16 protein-coding genes and 1 pseudogene are annotated in these 15156 nt (G+C 62.0%); 12 read left to right on the top strand and 5 right to left on the bottom strand.

The window, feature by feature from the left end; translation table 11 throughout:
• Positions 1–38 precede the first annotated feature (38 nt).
• From ACWPVA_RS03445 to ACWPVA_RS03420, 6 genes and pseudogenes are all read left to right on the top strand, one after another.
• Positions 39–947: a choline ABC transporter substrate-binding protein gene (locus ACWPVA_RS03445; protein WP_454289519.1), complete on the top strand. Its 909-nt coding sequence runs from the start codon at positions 39–41 to the stop codon at positions 945–947.
• A gap of 171 nt (positions 948–1118) precedes the next feature.
• A complete protein-coding gene (gene choW / locus ACWPVA_RS03440; RefSeq protein WP_454289518.1) occupies positions 1119–1961 on the top strand; it encodes a choline ABC transporter permease subunit in 843 nt (280 codons plus the stop codon).
• Positions 1958–3007, top strand: coding sequence for a choline ABC transporter ATP-binding protein (gene choV / locus ACWPVA_RS03435; protein ID WP_454286337.1), 1050 nt, complete (start codon positions 1958–1960; stop codon positions 3005–3007). The genes choW and choV overlap by 4 nt, the downstream gene beginning before the upstream one ends.
• Positions 3008–3019: 12 nt before the next feature.
• A complete protein-coding gene (locus ACWPVA_RS03430) occupies positions 3020–3769 on the top strand; it encodes a HugZ family pyridoxamine 5'-phosphate oxidase (RefSeq protein ID WP_454286336.1) in 750 nt (249 codons plus the stop codon).
• 111 nt (positions 3770–3880) lie between these two features.
• Positions 3881–4198, top strand: a complete 318-nt coding sequence (locus ACWPVA_RS03425; protein WP_454286335.1) for an ArsR/SmtB family transcription factor — start codon at positions 3881–3883, stop codon at positions 4196–4198.
• A 317-nt stretch (positions 4199–4515) separates the two neighbouring features.
• A pseudogene (locus ACWPVA_RS03420) lies at positions 4516–5846 on the top strand (aminotransferase class III-fold pyridoxal phosphate-dependent enzyme).
• An 81-nt stretch (positions 5847–5927) separates the two neighbouring features.
• Here the strand turns inward: ACWPVA_RS03420 and ACWPVA_RS03415 are convergent.
• From ACWPVA_RS03415 to ACWPVA_RS03405, 3 genes are all read right to left on the bottom strand, one after another.
• The gene (locus ACWPVA_RS03415) at positions 5928–6140 is read right to left on the bottom strand and encodes a hypothetical protein (RefSeq protein ID WP_454286334.1); all 213 of its coding nucleotides are present in this window, start codon (positions 6138–6140) and stop codon (positions 5928–5930) included.
• Positions 6141–6202: 62 nt separating this feature from the next.
• Positions 6203–6613 carry an SRPBCC family protein gene (locus ACWPVA_RS03410; RefSeq protein WP_454286333.1) on the bottom strand — a complete coding sequence of 137 codons (411 nt, stop codon included), beginning with the start codon at positions 6611–6613 and terminating at the stop codon, positions 6203–6205.
• Positions 6610–6933, bottom strand: a complete 324-nt coding sequence (locus ACWPVA_RS03405) for an ArsR/SmtB family transcription factor (protein WP_454286332.1) — start codon at positions 6931–6933, stop codon at positions 6610–6612. Before ACWPVA_RS03405 ends, ACWPVA_RS03410 begins: the two co-directional genes overlap by 4 nt.
• 263 nt (positions 6934–7196) lie before the next feature.
• On the opposite strand from ACWPVA_RS03405, the gene ACWPVA_RS03400 reads away from it, so the two are divergent.
• From ACWPVA_RS03400 to ACWPVA_RS03380, 5 genes are all read left to right on the top strand, one after another.
• Entirely contained in the window at positions 7197–8306 is a 1110-nt protein-coding gene (locus ACWPVA_RS03400; RefSeq protein ID WP_454286331.1) for a branched-chain amino acid ABC transporter substrate-binding protein, read from the top strand.
• A 150-nt stretch (positions 8307–8456) separates the two neighbouring features.
• Entirely contained in the window at positions 8457–10151 is a 1695-nt protein-coding gene (gene ade, locus ACWPVA_RS03395) for an adenine deaminase (protein ID WP_454286330.1), read from the top strand.
• Between the two features lie 216 nt (positions 10152–10367).
• On the top strand, positions 10368–10613 hold the full coding sequence (locus ACWPVA_RS03390; protein WP_454286329.1) for a DUF4160 domain-containing protein: 246 nt from the start codon (positions 10368–10370) through the stop codon (positions 10611–10613).
• Complete coding sequence (locus ACWPVA_RS03385; RefSeq protein WP_454286328.1) at positions 10594–10845, top strand: DUF2442 domain-containing protein; 252 nt, start codon at positions 10594–10596, stop codon at positions 10843–10845. Before ACWPVA_RS03390 ends, ACWPVA_RS03385 begins: the two co-directional genes overlap by 20 nt.
• A gap of 15 nt (positions 10846–10860) precedes the next feature.
• Positions 10861–11643, top strand: a complete 783-nt coding sequence (locus ACWPVA_RS03380) for a potassium channel family protein (RefSeq protein WP_454286327.1) — start codon at positions 10861–10863, stop codon at positions 11641–11643.
• Positions 11644–11653: 10 nt separating this feature from the next.
• Here ACWPVA_RS03380 and aac(6') read toward each other — a convergent pair whose 3' ends face one another.
• On the bottom strand, positions 11654–12097 hold the full coding sequence (gene aac(6'), locus ACWPVA_RS03375; RefSeq protein WP_454286326.1) for an aminoglycoside 6'-N-acetyltransferase: 444 nt from the start codon (positions 12095–12097) through the stop codon (positions 11654–11656).
• Between the two features lie 14 nt (positions 12098–12111).
• Positions 12112–13776, bottom strand: coding sequence for a beta-galactosidase BglA (bglA, locus tag ACWPVA_RS03370; protein ID WP_454286325.1), 1665 nt, complete (start codon positions 13774–13776; stop codon positions 12112–12114).
• A 308-nt stretch (positions 13777–14084) separates the two neighbouring features.
• Here bglA and ACWPVA_RS03365 point away from each other — a divergent pair, with 308 nt between their 5' ends.
• On the top strand, positions 14085–15152 hold the full coding sequence (locus tag ACWPVA_RS03365) for a glycosyltransferase family 4 protein (RefSeq protein WP_454286324.1): 1068 nt from the start codon (positions 14085–14087) through the stop codon (positions 15150–15152).
• Positions 15153–15156: the final 4 nt, after the last annotated feature.

The following is a 15156-nucleotide window of genomic DNA, read 5'->3' as shown; positions in this document are numbered from 1 at the left end:
ACAATTTTCCTCGCCTTGCGATTGCCGGAGCCGCCGCCATGCTGGCGCTTAGTACCGCCCCCGCCATGGCGGCCGAAGCCGAGAGCTGCTCCACCGTACGCTTTTCCGATGTCGGCTGGACCGACATCACCGCAACTACTGCGACCGCTTCAGTCATCCTCAAGTCGCTCGGTTACGACACCACCGTGACCGTCCTCTCCGTGCCGGTGACCTACACTTCGCTGAAGAACAAAGATATCGACGTTTTCCTCGGCAACTGGATGCCGACCATGGAGGCCGACATTGCGCCCTACCGTGAAGACAAGTCGGTCGAAACGGTCCGTGAAAACCTCGAAGGCGCAAAGTACACCCTGGCGACGAATGCCAAGGGCGCCGAACTCGGCATCAAGGACTTCAAGGACATCGCAACCCACAAGGATGCACTGGAAGGCAAGGTATACGGCATCGAGCCGGGCAATGACGGCAACCGCCTGATCATTGACATGGTCGACAAGGACACCTTCGGACTGAAAGGCTTCGACGTTGTTGAATTGTCCGAGCAGGGCATGCTTGCCCAGGTAGCCCGTGCAGAAAAGGACGGCAAGCCGATCGTGTTCCTCGGCTGGGAGCCCCATCCGATGAACGCGAATTTCAAATTGACCTATCTTTCCGGCGGCGATGACGTCTTCGGCCCCGATTTCGGCGGCGCGACCGTCTATACCAATGTCCGGGCCGGCTACACCCAAGAATGCCCGAATGTCGGAGCGCTTCTGAAAAACCTCAAGTTCTCGCTCGCCATGGAAAACGAAATCATGGCCAAGATCCTGAACGATGCTCAGGAACCCGAAGTGGCTGCAACGGAGTGGATCAAGGCCAATGGCGCAACTGTCGAGCCGTGGCTTGCGGGCGTCACCACCAAGGATGGCGGCGATGGCCTTGCAGCGGTGAAGTCCGCACTCGGCCTCTGATATAACTAAGCGTTGGCGGGGTGCTTTGGCACCCCGCCCTCTTTCCTAGGCTGACATCAACGGCGGGGGCCGCTTTACGTGTTTTCCGAGAACTCCTTCCCGTTCGTCACAGCGTCGATCGGTCCATGGTTCGAAACGTCTCGCCTGTGGCTGGCGCATAATGTCCCCTGGCTGTTTGAGCCAGATGGCAAGATCGCGCTTGGCAGACAGTCGAAGACCTTCGTCGACTGGCTGACGACGAACGGCGAGTGGTTCTTCGATCAGCTTGCCTTCATCATCTCGCAGATCATCAAGGCCATGCTGTTCGTCTTGCAGGCCCCGCACCCATTCGTCGTCATTCTGGCGATCACCGTGATCGCCTACCTGCTGCGCCGCTCCGTCGCGATCGCGGCCTTCACCGCCGCCGGCTTGCTGCTGATCGTAAACCAGGGCTACTTCAAGGAGACGACGGAGACGTTGGCTCTGGTGCTGGCCTCGACCGCCGTCAGCATGGCGTTCGGCGTACCGCTCGGTATCGCCGCCGCCCGCCGTCCCTGGGTCTATTCCGCCATGCGGCCTGTGCTCGACCTGATGCAGACCATCCCGACCTTCGTTTACCTCATTCCTGCCCTGATCCTGTTCGGCCTCGGCATGGTTCCGGGACTGATCGCCACGGTCATCTTCGCCATCCCGGCGCCCATCCGCCTGACGCGCCTCGGCATCATCTCGACGCCACCCGCTCTGGTCGAGGCGGCGGTGGCCTTCGGCGCGACGCCGACGCAGGTGCTGCGCAAGGTCGAACTGCCCTTCGCCATGCCACAGATCATGGCGGGCCTTACCCAGACCATCATGCTGTCGCTGTCCATGGTCGTCATCGCGGCCCTGGTCGGCGCAAGCGGCCTCGGTGTACCTGTGGTACGGGCGCTCAACACGGTGAACATAGCAAAGGGCTTCGAAGCCGGCCTTTGCATCGTCATCCTCGCGATCATCCTGGACCGGATGTTCCGGACCACGGACGAGGGAGACAAGATATGAGCAACGCCGTGATCTTCGAGCAGATCGACATCGTGTTCGGTAACCAGCCGGAAAAGGCGCTTCCTTTGCTCGATGCGGGCATGAGCCGCGACGAAATCGGCAAGGCAACCGGCCTGGTGCTCGGCGTGGCCGACGCCACGCTGACCGTCAAGGAAGGCGAGATCCTCGTACTGATGGGTCTTTCCGGATCGGGAAAGTCGACGCTTCTGCGCGCCGTAAACGGCCTGGCCCCCGTGGTTCGCGGAACCGTGACGGTCAATTCGCAATCCGGCCCCGTCAATCCCTATACCGCGGGTGCGAAGGCGTTGCGCGATCTTCGCATGCGCACCGTCTCCATGGTGTTCCAGCAGTTCGCGCTTCTCCCCTGGCGTACGGTCGCCGAGAATATCGGCTTCGGACTCGAACTGGCGGGTGTCCCGGAAGCCGAACGCAAACGGCGAATCGAGGAACAACTGGAACTGATCAATCTCGCTGGCTGGGCGGACCGCAAGGTCAACGAGCTTTCGGGCGGCATGCAGCAGCGCGTCGGACTCGCCCGCGCCTTCGCCACCGGCGCACCGATCCTGCTGATGGACGAGCCGTTTTCGGCGCTCGATCCGCTGATCCGCACCCACTTGCAGGACGAGCTCCTCGAGTTGCAGTCGCGCCTCAAGAAGACCATCCTCTTCGTCAGCCACGATCTCGACGAGGCCTTCCGCATCGGCAACCGCATCGCCATCATGGAGAGCGGGCGGATCATCCAGTGCGGGACACCACAGGAAATCGTCCGCAACCCGGCCGACCAGTACGTCGCCGAGTTCGTACAGAACATGAACCCGATCAACATGTTGACGGCCCGCGACGTGATGCATCACGGCATCGCTAGCACCGCCTCAGAAGGAACCGTCGCCGGCACAGCCAAGGCCGAGACGCCGCTCGTCGAAATCCTGGACGCGCTGACGCGCCAGCCAGGGACAATCGGCGTGGTTGACAACGGAGCGATCATCGGGACGATCTCGGCCCAGGATGTCGTCGCCGGGCTTACTCTGCACCGGCGCAGGGACTGAACGGAGTCGTTCGTGACAGATAAGCCATCGGTGATACGCGAAACGGACGACGAGGCGCGCGCGCTTGCCCGCCGTCTTCTGCGGTCGGCCCGCTATGTGGCACTCGCCGTGATCGACCCGCAGAACGGATATCCCTCGGTCAGCCGGGTCCTGCTCGCAACCGATACCGACGGCAGCGCGGTCATTCTCGTTTCCGCCCTGTCTGCCCATACCAAGGCGCTCCATGTCGACCAGCGGGTATCCCTGCTTGCCGGCGAGCCCGGCAAGGGCGACCCCCTCGCCCATCCGCGCCTCACCCTCTACTGCCTGGCCGAACCGGTCGAGCGCGAAAGTGCAGTCCATGATCGTTTGCGGGCGCGCTTCATCGCCCGCCACCCTAAGGCCAAGCTTTATATCGATTTCCCCGATTTCCGCTTTTTCCGGCTCGTTCCGCAATCGGCGAGCCTCAACGGCGGCTTCGGTCGCGCCTATCTGCTGCCCGGCGAAGATTTCCGAATCGCCCCCGCGTCAGCCGGCGACCTGTCGGGAAGAGAGGTCGAGGTACTGCAAGAATTAGTGAGCACAAAACCTGAACTCGCCCAAGAGTTGGCGACAAGCCGATGTGGACAAAAACCCGGAAAGTGGGCATTTTGTGGCGTAGATAGGGCGGGATTAGATCTGATTTGTGGCGATTTACTGGTTAGATACGATTTTGCGTGTCATGTAGACTCGCGAACAGAACTCTATTTGGAACTGTCTAATACAGTAAACCGGATACCTTAAATTTAGGCATATACAATTTTTTGGGCATTGTTAGAGTTCCAACATAACCAATTTGATGGATTGCAAACCGCAGCCTTCGCCCGCGAGGCCCGGAAAACGAAAGTTGATCGAATGAACACCAAGGCATTGTCAGAACAATCCACAGCCGCCGCTGGCCTTCTTTCGGCCATGGCAAATCCCAAGCGTCTGATGATTTTCTGCAGCCTCGTCGAAGGTGAAGTCGCCGTCGGTGCACTCGCCACACAAGTCGGCCTGAGCCAGTCGGCACTGTCGCAGCATCTTTCGAAATTGCGCGCCCAGAAGCTGGTCAAGACACGCCGCGACGCGCAAACGATTTATTATTCCAGCACGTCGGAATCGGTCATCAAGATCCTCGGCACGCTGCAGGACATCTATTGCTCGAGCAACGCCAATAAGACGGCCGCCTGACGAAGCAGCGGCGGCAAGGCGATCGATTTCTTCTCCGGTCGCTCACCAACGCAGCAACTTTTCATGACGCAACCATAAGTTTGACCGGCCGATCTTCGATCCGCCGGTTTTTTACTGTAACGCGATCACGACGTTCAATTGACCGCGGCACGGCGCGCGGACATAACCGGAACCCACACCACTCATGACGTTTGTTGATGCCGGGTTGACGGCCATCAGCCCGCTGGTAACTTGACCGGGCAATCAAGAAATCCGGCCCTCTGGCCGGCAACTGGGGAAATGGCCGCCCGCCCGAGAGAACGGCCATGGAGAACAAGATGTCCAACCGCTTGAATACTACGCCCAACGACCTGCGCGCCTTCTGGATGCCGTTTACGGCAAACCGCCAGTTCAAGAAGGAACCGCGCCTCTTCGTCGGCGCCAAGGATATGTACTACACGACCCATGACGGCCGCCAGGTGCTCGACGGCACCGCCGGTCTCTGGTGCGTGAATGCCGGCCACTGCCGTCCGAAGATCACCGAGGCGATCCGCGAGCAGGCCGGTGAACTCGACTATGCCCCGGCCTTCCAGCTCGGCCACCCCAAGGCCTTCGAGCTCGCCAACCGCCTGGTCGACATCGCGCCGGAAGGCATGAACCATGTCTTCTACACCAATTCCGGCTCCGAATCGGTCGACACCGCACTCAAGATCGCGCTCGCCTACCAGCGCGTGAAGGGTGAAGGCTCCCGCTTCCGCCTGATCGGCCGCGAACGCGGCTACCACGGCATCAACTTCGGCGGCATGTCGGTCGGCGGCATCGTCTCCAACCGCAAGATGTTCGGCACGCTTTTGACCGGCGTCGACCACATGCCGCACACCCACCTGCCGGCCAAGAACGCCTTTACCAAGGGCCAGCCGGAACACGGCGCCGAACTTGCCGACGAGCTGGAGCGCATCGTCGCCCTGCACGACGCCTCGACGATTGCCGCCGTCATCGTCGAGCCGGTCGCGGGCTCGACCGGCGTTCTCATCCCGCCGAAGGGCTATCTGCAGCGCCTGCGCGAGATCTGCACCAAGCACGGCATCCTTTTGATCTTCGATGAAGTCATCACCGGTTTCGGCCGCCTCGGCGCCCCCTTCGCCACCCAGTTCTTCGACGTCAAGCCGGACATCATCACCACCGCCAAGGGCCTGACCAACGGCGTCATCCCGATGGGCGCGGTCTTCGTGACCTCCGAGATCCATGATGCCTTCATGACCGGTCCGGAGCACATGATCGAGTTCATGCACGGCTACACCTATTCCGGCAACCCGATCGCCTCGGCCGCCGGTCTCGGCACGCTCGACACCTACAAGGAAGAGGGGCTGCTCACACGCGCCGCCGAGCTTGCGCCTTACTGGGAAGAGAAGCTGCATTCGCTGGCCGATTGCCCGAACGTCATCGACATCCGCAACATCGGCCTGATCGGCGCCATCGAGCTTCGCCCCGATCGCCGGCGAGCCGACCAAGCGCGCCTTCAACGCCTTCCTCAAGGCTTATGAATTCAGGTCTTCTGATCCGCACCACCGGCGACATAATCGCGCTCTCGCCGCCGCTGATCATCTCGAAGGACGAGATCGACGAACTGTTCGACAAGCTCCGCAAGGTGCTGATGAACAATATCTAAGCATCGGGCTCAGTCCGAATTGGAAGCGGCCGGAGACGGCCGCTTTTTTCGTCGATGTAGATCGCATCCGCTGCCATCGTGTCAGGCGTCTGGGCTGCCCCGCCTTGCGACATATGGCTGCGCAAACAGGTAAAGCCCTGTGACAAGCAACGGAATGAGAGGCACCAGCGCCAGCAGGCCGATCCAGACGGCGGGTTCGGCCATGCCCATCGCTGCGATATTGGCAATGACGGCAAGCGTGAAGGCAATCGACAGCCAACGGTGAATTTGCCTGATCCATTTGTTCCCGTGCATGACGTACTCCTTCTGGTTGCGGGTCGAGCGAAGCGCTCCCTGTGTTGATCCTGTCGAAAGCCTCAGCCCATGCGCGCCAGCACATCTTCCAGGCTGTCGAGAAATCTCGGCCAGCCCTGCTTGGCGCCGCCGTAGAACATCGGCTGGTCGGCCTTGAAGCCGGTCTGCTCCATCCGCAGCACCGTGCCTTTTTCCGTCGGCGTCAAAGTCCAGGTGACAATGCTTTCCAGCGGCTTCGCATCCCAGGTGTAGGACAGGCTCCTGTTCTCCTCGACGGTGCGCACGCTGCATTCCACGGTGCCCCAGTCGGCCTCAAGGGTGAAGGCATGGCCGACACTCGGCTTGAACTCGTTTTTCATCAGCCACTCCTCGATCAATTGCGGCTGGGTGAGCGCGCGCCAGATCTTTTCTGGCGGATGCGGCAATTCCCGTTCGACGACGACGGAAAGCGTTTTCGTAGCAGTAGCGGTCATTGATCCATCCTCCTGAGCAGGTCTTCGAGATCGTCGAACCGGCCTTCCCAGAAGCCGGTCATCTGTTTCGTCCACTCGCTGAGCGGCGCCAGCGCCTCCAGCCTTGCGCTGTAATGCGTCTGGCGCCCCGCGTGCCGGTCGCTCACCAGCCCCGCCCGTTTCAACACGCCGAGATGCTTCGACACCGCCGGCTGCGAGACCCCGGCCTGCGCCGTAAGCGCCCCGACCGTCTGCTCTCCCCGGCGGCAGAGCCGTTCGAAGATCGCCCGGCGCGTCGGATCGGCGAGGGCCGAGAAAAGCAGGCCAGGTGCATCACTCATGGAATTCATAACTCTGTGGCTATCGATAAATTCAATAACTCTTCGGTTATGAGTTTGTCAAGAATGCAGGCCGGCTTGCGAAATCCGCAAGGCTGACCCGTAAGAATAAGTCGCATACTCCTCAAATTCCGACTGGTCAGGTCGCCCGTCCCAGTGTCTAATGAGTGAAGGCTAAAGAGCGCCTTCAACCGACCGGCCAAGACCGGCGGAGAAAAACGCTGTTCGGGAGCAGCCGAAAAAATCGCCATCCAAGGAGAGAAGACATGAACCTGAAATTGCTAACGAGCACCGCACTGGTCGCCACCACCCTTGCCTTCGCCACCTCGGCCCGGGCCGAAATCGTCATCGGCCTGATGGCGCCGCTCACCGGGCCTGTCGCGGCCTATGGCGAGCAGGTCAAGAACGGCGCCGAAGTCGCCGTCGAGGAAATCAACAAGGCCGGCGGCATCCTCGGCGAAACCGTGGTGCTGAAGCTGGCTGACGACGCCGGCGAACCAAAACAGGGCGTCTCGGCCGCCAACCAGTTGGTGGGCGACGGCGTCCGCTTCGTCGTCGGCCCGGTGACGTCCGGCGTTGCCATTCCGGCCTCTGACGTGCTTGCCGAAAACGGCGTGCTGATGGTCACCCCAACCGCAACCGCGCCGGATCTGACCAATCGCGGCCTGACCACCGTGCTGCGCACCTGCGGTCGCGACGACCAGCAGGCCGAAGTCGCCGCCAATTACGTTCTCGCCAATTTCAAGGACAAGAAGGTCGGGATCATCAACGACAAGGGCCAGTACGGCAAAGGTCTCGCCGACGCCTTCAAGAAGACGCTGAACGAAGGCGGCGTGACCGAAGTCTTCAACGATGCGCTCACCCCCGGTGATCGGGACTTCAGCGCGCTCACCACCCGCCTCAAGTCCGAGAATGTCGAGGTCGTCTATTTCGGCGGCTATCACCCGGAAGGCGGCCTGCTCGCCCGTCAGCTCGCCGACCTCGGTGTCAAGGCTACGATCATCGGCGGCGACGGCCTGTCGAACAGCGAATTCGCCTCGATCGGCGGCGACTCCGCGAACGGCTCGATCTTCACCAATGCCTCCGACGCGCTGAAGAACCCGGACTCCAAGGCCGCCGCCGACGCACTGGCCGCCAAGAACATTCCGCCCGAAGCCTTCACGCTGAACGCCTATGCCGCCGTCGAAGTGATCAAGGCCGGCATAGAGAAGGCAGGCAGCGCCGAAGACGCAGCAGCCGTTGCCGCCGCGTTGAAGACCGGCGAACCGATCGCCACCGCCATCGGCGCCGTCACCTACGGAGAAACCGGCGACCTCACCTCGCAGAGCTTCTCGCTGTTCAAGTGGGAAGACGGCAAGATCGTCGCCGTTGAGTAAGGTCTACACCACGACTGGACACCAACAGGGAAAGCAGCCGGCGACGGCTGCTTTTCTATTACCTGAACGGACAGAGGGCCTTGGGCCCCCTTCCCCCGCCCCACCCCTCACCGCTACACTCCCCCTGAACCGGAATCGGAGTGACTGCGCATGAGCACCTTGGAAAACCGCATCGACCAGGGCGTGGGGCGCACCCCCGCCGACATCGTGCTGAAGAACGGCCGCTACTTCGATCTCGTCACCGGCGAGCTCGTCTCATCCGACATCGCCATCTGCGGCGACACCATCGTCGGCACATGCGAGGCCTACGAGGGCCGCGAGGAGATCGACATCTCGGGCAAGATCGTCGTGCCGGGTTTCATCGACACCCATCTGCATATCGAAAGCTCGCTGGTCACGCCCCACGAATTCGACCGCTGCGTTCTGCCCTATGGCGTGACCACCGTGATCTGCGATCCGCACGAGATCGCCAACGTGCTGGGCACGGAAGGCATCCAGTTCTTCCTCGACTCGTCCGAGCGGACGATCATGGACATCCGCGTCCAGCTGTCCTCCTGTGTACCGGCCACCCATCTCGAAACCTCTGGCGCCGATCTGCCGATCGAGCGGCTCCTGCCCTTCCGCCATCACCCGAAGGTCATCGGCCTTGCCGAATTCATGAACTTCCCCGGCGTGATCCACAAGGATCCGATCGCGATGGCCAAGCTCGAGGCTTTCCAGGACGGCCATATTGACGGCCATTCGCCGCTTCTGTCCGGCCGCGACCTCAACGGCTATCTCTCGGCCCGCATCCGCACCGACCACGAATGCACCAATGTGCCGGAAGCCATGGAGAAGATCCGCAAGGGCATGCATATCCTGGTGCGCGAGGGCTCGGTGTCGAAGGATCTGCACGCGCTGATGCCGCTCCTGACCGAACGGCTCTCGCCCTTTCTGGCGCTCTGCACCGACGACCGCAACCCGCTCGACATCGCCGAGGAAGGCCATCTCGACTACATGATCCGCACGGCGATTGCGAACGGCGTCGAGCCGATCGCTGTCTACCGCGCCGCCTCGATCTCGGCGGCCCGCGCCTTCGGCCTGCGCGACCGCGGACTGGTGGCCCCCGGCTGGCGGGCCGATCTGGTGGTGATCGACAGCCTCGAAAGCTGCAAGGCGCAGATGGTCTTCTGTGCCGGCCGCCGCATCACCGACGCCCTGTTCGCCACCCGCGAAGCCGTCGCCCCCGTCGGCCTCGACAGCGTCAAAGCCCGCATCGTCAAGGCCGCCGATTTCGGCGTGCCGGTCACCGAGGGCGAAACCCCGGTCATGGGCGTGCTGCCCGGCAAGATCATCACCGAATACCGGCGCTTCCGCCTGCCCTCGAACGGTAACCAGACCACCGTCGACCTCGACCGCGACATCATCAAGGTCGCCGTCATCGAACGCCACGGCAAGAACGGCAACCATGCCAACGGCTTCGTCCAGGGTTTCGGCCTGAAGAAGGGCGCCATCGCCTCGACCGTCGGCCATGACAGCCACAATATCTGCGTGGTCGGCGTCTCCGAGGACGACATGGCGCTCGCCGCCAATCGCCTGGGCGAGATCAAGGGCGGCTTCGTCGTGGTGGAAGACGGCAAGGTCACCGGTGAGATCGCCCTGCCCGTCGCCGGCCTGATGAGCCTCGAACCCTTCGAGACGGTGCGCGACACGCTGCACGAGCTGCGCAAGGCGGCCTACGCCCTCGGCACCACGCTGACCGAACCCTTCCTCCAGGTCGCCTTCCTGCCGCTGCCGGTCATCCCGCACCTGAAGATCTCCGACAAGGGCATGGTCGACGTCGACAAGTTCTGCCTGATCGGCTGAGTGGCCTGTCAATACACCAGTTCAGTGCAAACTCGGCAAACGATTCAATTCGGCCCATTATCCACAGGCCCCGTTCTGTCTATCGGGAGGAAACGGGTCACAGACTTTGACGACCTGGAGGACTGAGAGAATATTGGTCCAGATTTCATCCCATCGCACTGAACACCCTGCCAGACACCTCAGAATCGAGCCCGGTCACCCAATGGGAGCAGATCTATGCCGGTCGTCTTCAGCAGCAACGGATATCGATTTTTCTTCTTCTCCAACGAAGGTTCCCCCCGCGAACCGTTGCATGTTCATGTTGGCCGTGGCGGAGATATCGCCAGGATTTGGCTGGAGCCGCAGGTTGCCCTCGCTGAGAGCTATGGGTTCAAGAGTTGGGAACTCTCTGATATCGTCACCTTGGTGCAGGAGCATCGCTCCGAAATCGAAAGGGCATGGCATGAGCATTTCGGCGACTGAGGTGCGGTTCGATGATGCGACCATGTGGGTCAGCCTCACCGATGGTCGTATTCTCGGGGTGCCTTTGGCCTGGTTTCCCAGACTCCTGGCGGCTGCCCCGGCCGACCTGCAACGATATGAATTGAGCCCGACCGGCATTCATTGGGCTGGCTTGGATGAAGACATCTCGGTCGCGGGACTATTGGCTGGTCGTGGTGACCAGACGCGACCAGTGTCCATGGCAGCGGAATAGACCGATGCCCCTCGCATGACAAAGGATCGGGAAGCATCAAGACCCCTCCGCCAGCGCCTCGCCCGGCTCTATTTCGGCTATGACACGGCCGCAATCCGCTTCCAGTTCGCGCTGATGATCGTCGACATCGCCATCATCGGCTTCTTCCTTGCCGGGCCGTATATCCGCGATCGTCCCAGCTACCTGATACTGGACTATGCGATTGCGGCCTGGATCGCATTGGAACTGGCGGCCCAATGGTCCGCGTCATCGTCCCTGCGGCGCGTGTTCATGAAACCGATTACCTGGGTCGATCTCTTCGTGCTGTGCACGCTTCTCTTCCCGCAATGGCTGTTCAATTTCGCCTTCCTGCGGGTGGCGCGCATCTGGGCGGTGGCGCAACGGCCGATCTTCCGGCTGATGCTGCACAAACTCGGGCTGAAGCAGCAGATCGACGTCGCCACGGCCTTCATCAATCTGTTCGTCTTTCTGCTGCTCGTGACAGGCTTCGTCTACACCTTCTTCTTCTACAATCAGGATCCCGGCACCGGTTTCGTCGACGCCTTCTATTTCACCGTGGCGACGGTGACGACCACCGGCTTCGGCGACATCACCCTGCCCGGCAACTTCGGCAAGCTGACTTCGATCGTCACAATGATCATCGGCATTTCGCTTTTCGTGCGTCTCGCCCAGTCGATCGTTCGGCCCTACAAGGTCACTTTCCCTTGCCCGGAATGCGGCCTGCAGCGGCATGATGCGGATGCCGTGCATTGCAAGGCCTGCGGTCGTGTCCTCAACATTCCCGACGAGGGGCTGTAAGGCTATCCGTTCAGGCGACAGGCTTGCGGAAATAGACAACCCGCTCGGTCTCGGCAAAACCAAGCGCTTCATGCATCGCGTGAGAGACCACGTTGCCAATGTCGGCGTCGGATGCCATCTCGCGGACACCCTTTTCCCGGGCCCATTCCTCGAAGGCTGCGATCAGGGCGCGCGCGACACCTTGACGGCGACAACCCGCCACAACGAAAATGCCCTCGAGAAATGCGACCGGCGAGCCCTCGCAGCCATTGACGTGATCAAAGCGCAGGCTCGCCTCGAGAAACCCTACAGCCCTGTCCTTGTCATCGAATGCCAGAAATGCGGTCTGCTTGTCCGTCGTCAGCGCCGCGTCGATTTCGGTACCAAGTTCCTCTGGCGCGTTCTCCGGCCAGAGCTGGTGGCGGAGACCCCGCCAGACGTCCCGATGCGCAGCCGTAGCCGGTGTGATCTTCATGGCATATCCTGTACTCATATCCGCGCGCAAAAACCATCCAGCGCCTCAACCAGCACTGTGCCCTCGACCAGGCTGCCGGACAGGCCGGGCATGCCAACCAACTCCTTGATCGCGATGCGCTGCGGCAGCTTCACCTCCTGCGGCCCCCCTCTGAGATTGAACACGAAGAGCAGCCGGTCCTCGCCCTTCTTGCGGGTGAAGGCGAGCACGTCCTCGTCGAGATCGAGGAATTCCATGTCGCCGTCGATCAGCGCGGCATGGGCCTTGCGGAAGGAGAGCGTCTGCCGGTAGTGCTCGAGCACCGCGCCGGTCTTACCGTCCTGGATGTCGACCGCAAGCGCGTAGTGTTCGGCAGGAACCCGCAGCCAGGGCCTGCCCGCCCTGGTGAAGCCGGCATGGTCCTTGGCCGAAACCCAGGGCATCGGCGTGCGGCATCCGTCACGGCCCTTGAAGGCCGGCCAGAAGCGGATGCCGTAGGGGTCGGTCAGGTCCTCGAATTGCAGTTCCGCCTCCGGCAGTCCCAGTTCCTCGCCCTGGTAGAGGCAGATAGAACCGCGCAGCGTGGCGAGCACGCTGATCGCGAGCTTCGCCACTGCCTCGCGCTCGTCCTCATTCTGTGCGAAGCGGCTGACATGGCGGTGGACGTCATGGTTGGAAAAGGCCCAGCACACCCAGCCGTCGGCGACGGAATTGTGAAAGGCGTCGACGCAATGGCGGATGTGGTTCGGCGTGAAATCCGGGCTGAGGAGATCGAAGGTGTAGCACATGTGCAGCTTGTCGCCGCCGGCGGTATAGGCCGCGACCGTCTTCAGAGAGCGCGCCCCGTCGCCCACTTCGCCGACCGAGGTGCGCCCGTCATACTGGTCGAGCAGCATGCGGAAGCGCTTCAGAAACCCGATGTTTTCCGGTTGGGTCTTGTCGTAGAGATGGCTCTGCATGCCATAAGGGTTGACGTCCGGAGCGTCGAGCCCGGCCTCTTCGCTGTCGGGCATGTGGGCCGGGTTGTCGCGTAATTCCCTGTCGTGGAAATAGTAGTTCACCGTATCGAGCCGGAACCCGTCGACGCCGCGCTCCAGCCAGAACCTGACCGCATCCAGCAGCGCCTCCTGCACCTCGCGATTGTGGAAGTTGAGGTCCGGCTGGGAGGTGAGGAAATTGTGCATGTAATATTGTTTGCGCACCCCGTCCCACTCCCAGGCAGGACCGCCGAACACCGAAAGCCAGTTGTTCGGGGCCGTGCCGTCTGGCTTGGCAGCCGCCCAGACATACCAATCGGCCTTGGCATTGTCGCGGCTCGCCCGGCTCTCCTTGAACCAGGGGTGTTGATCGGAAGTATGCGACAGCACCTGATCGATGATAACCTTCAAGCCCAGCGCATGGGCCTCCGTCATCAGAGCATCGAAATCGGCAAGCGTGCCGAACATCGGATCGACGTCGCAATAGTCGGACACGTCATAGCCCATGTCTGCCATGGGCGAGGTGAAGAAGGGCGAAAGCCAGATGGCATCGACCCCCAGCGAGGCAATATAGGGCAGCCGTTCCGTCACCCCCTTGAGGTCGCCGATCCCGTCGCCATCCGTGTCCTGGAACGAGCGCGGATAGACCTGGTAGATGACGGCACCACGCCACCAGTCGGCAGGGCTCTTCTGGGGCTTGGCCTTGGCCGGGCTCTTTGTCATGCGCGCTCCTGTGGGGATGATGAAAGAAGTGGGTGCGCCTGCGAATATAGGCCATGGTGCGCCGGAGGCGAGTGCCGAAAGCACACAGCAACAGCAGGATTGACGAGACTGCGACTGAACAAGCCCGGCGCAAGTTGCGTCATGTCCCTGACATGCAATTGTAACATTGCCCGCCCATAAGGCTCCTGAACGACGAGGGCACCTTTGAGTCCCGAGCCCTTCCCGTGCTTGCGGGCGTCGAAGGGACACGACGCGGACGAGCGGCCCCTGCGCCGACGGCCGGCCACCGAGAGAACAGCGATCGCACCATGCCCAAGATCATGATCGTCACCGATGCCTGGCACCCGCAGGTGAACGGCGTCGTCCGCTCGATCGAGACGACCAATCGCGAACTGGCTGCCCAAGGCTACGACGTGGCGATGATCACCCCCAAGCCGTTTCGCAGCATTCCCATGCCGACCTATCCGGAAATCCGCCTGTCGCTGGCGACCTACGGCCAGATCGCCCGCAGGATCGAAGAGGAAAAGCCGGACTTCATGCACATCGCCACCGAAGGCCCGCTAGGCCTGATGGCGCGGCGCTGGTGCCTGAAGAGGCACATGCCGTTCTCGACCAGCTACCACACCCGCTTCCCGGAATATGTGCGCACCCGTGTGCCCGTGCCGCTCTCCTGGCTCTATGCCTATGTCCGCTGGTTCCACAATCGCGGCGGCGTCTGCATGGTGGCGACCGAGAGCCTGCGACGCGAACTGGCGGCGAAAGGCCTTGCCAATCTCCGCCTGTGGGGCCGCGGCATCGACCTCTCCCTCTTCCGGCCCCGCCCGCAAAGCGAGAAGCCGTTCGGCCTGCCCCGGCCGATCTTCATGACGGTCGGCCGCGTCGCGGTGGAGAAGAACCTGCCCGCCTTTCTCGATCTGGACCTGCCCGGTTCGAAGATCGTGGTTGGCGACGGCCCGGCCCGCCCGGAGCTTCAGGCGCGTTATCCGAATGTACATTTCACCGGCATGAAATTCGGCGACGATCTGGCGCAGGCTTACGCGGAGGCCGATGTCTTCGTCTTCCCGTCGAAGACCGACACCTTCGGCAACACCATCCTGGAGGCACTCGCCTCCGGCGTTCCGGTCGCGGCCTATCCGGTCACCGGCCCCGCCGATATCATACCGGCTGGCAGCGGCGCCGGCGCACTTGATGACGACCTGCGCACGGCCTGCCTTGCCGCGCTGGAACGATCAACCGAGGAGGCCCGGCACCTGGCCGAGGGCTACACCTGGCAGGCCGCAACAAGACAGTTTCTCGACAATGTGATCGAGGCAAAAACCCAAGCCAAGCGGCAGCGGTTGCAGTTACGACAAGAGAGCCCGCCGGCGGACGCCTGAATCC

The organism is Rhizobium arsenicireducens (genome assembly GCF_964021225.1).
The sequence above is the reverse complement of the archived record's forward strand: the minus strand, read 5'-3'. Positions and strand labels throughout refer to the sequence as shown.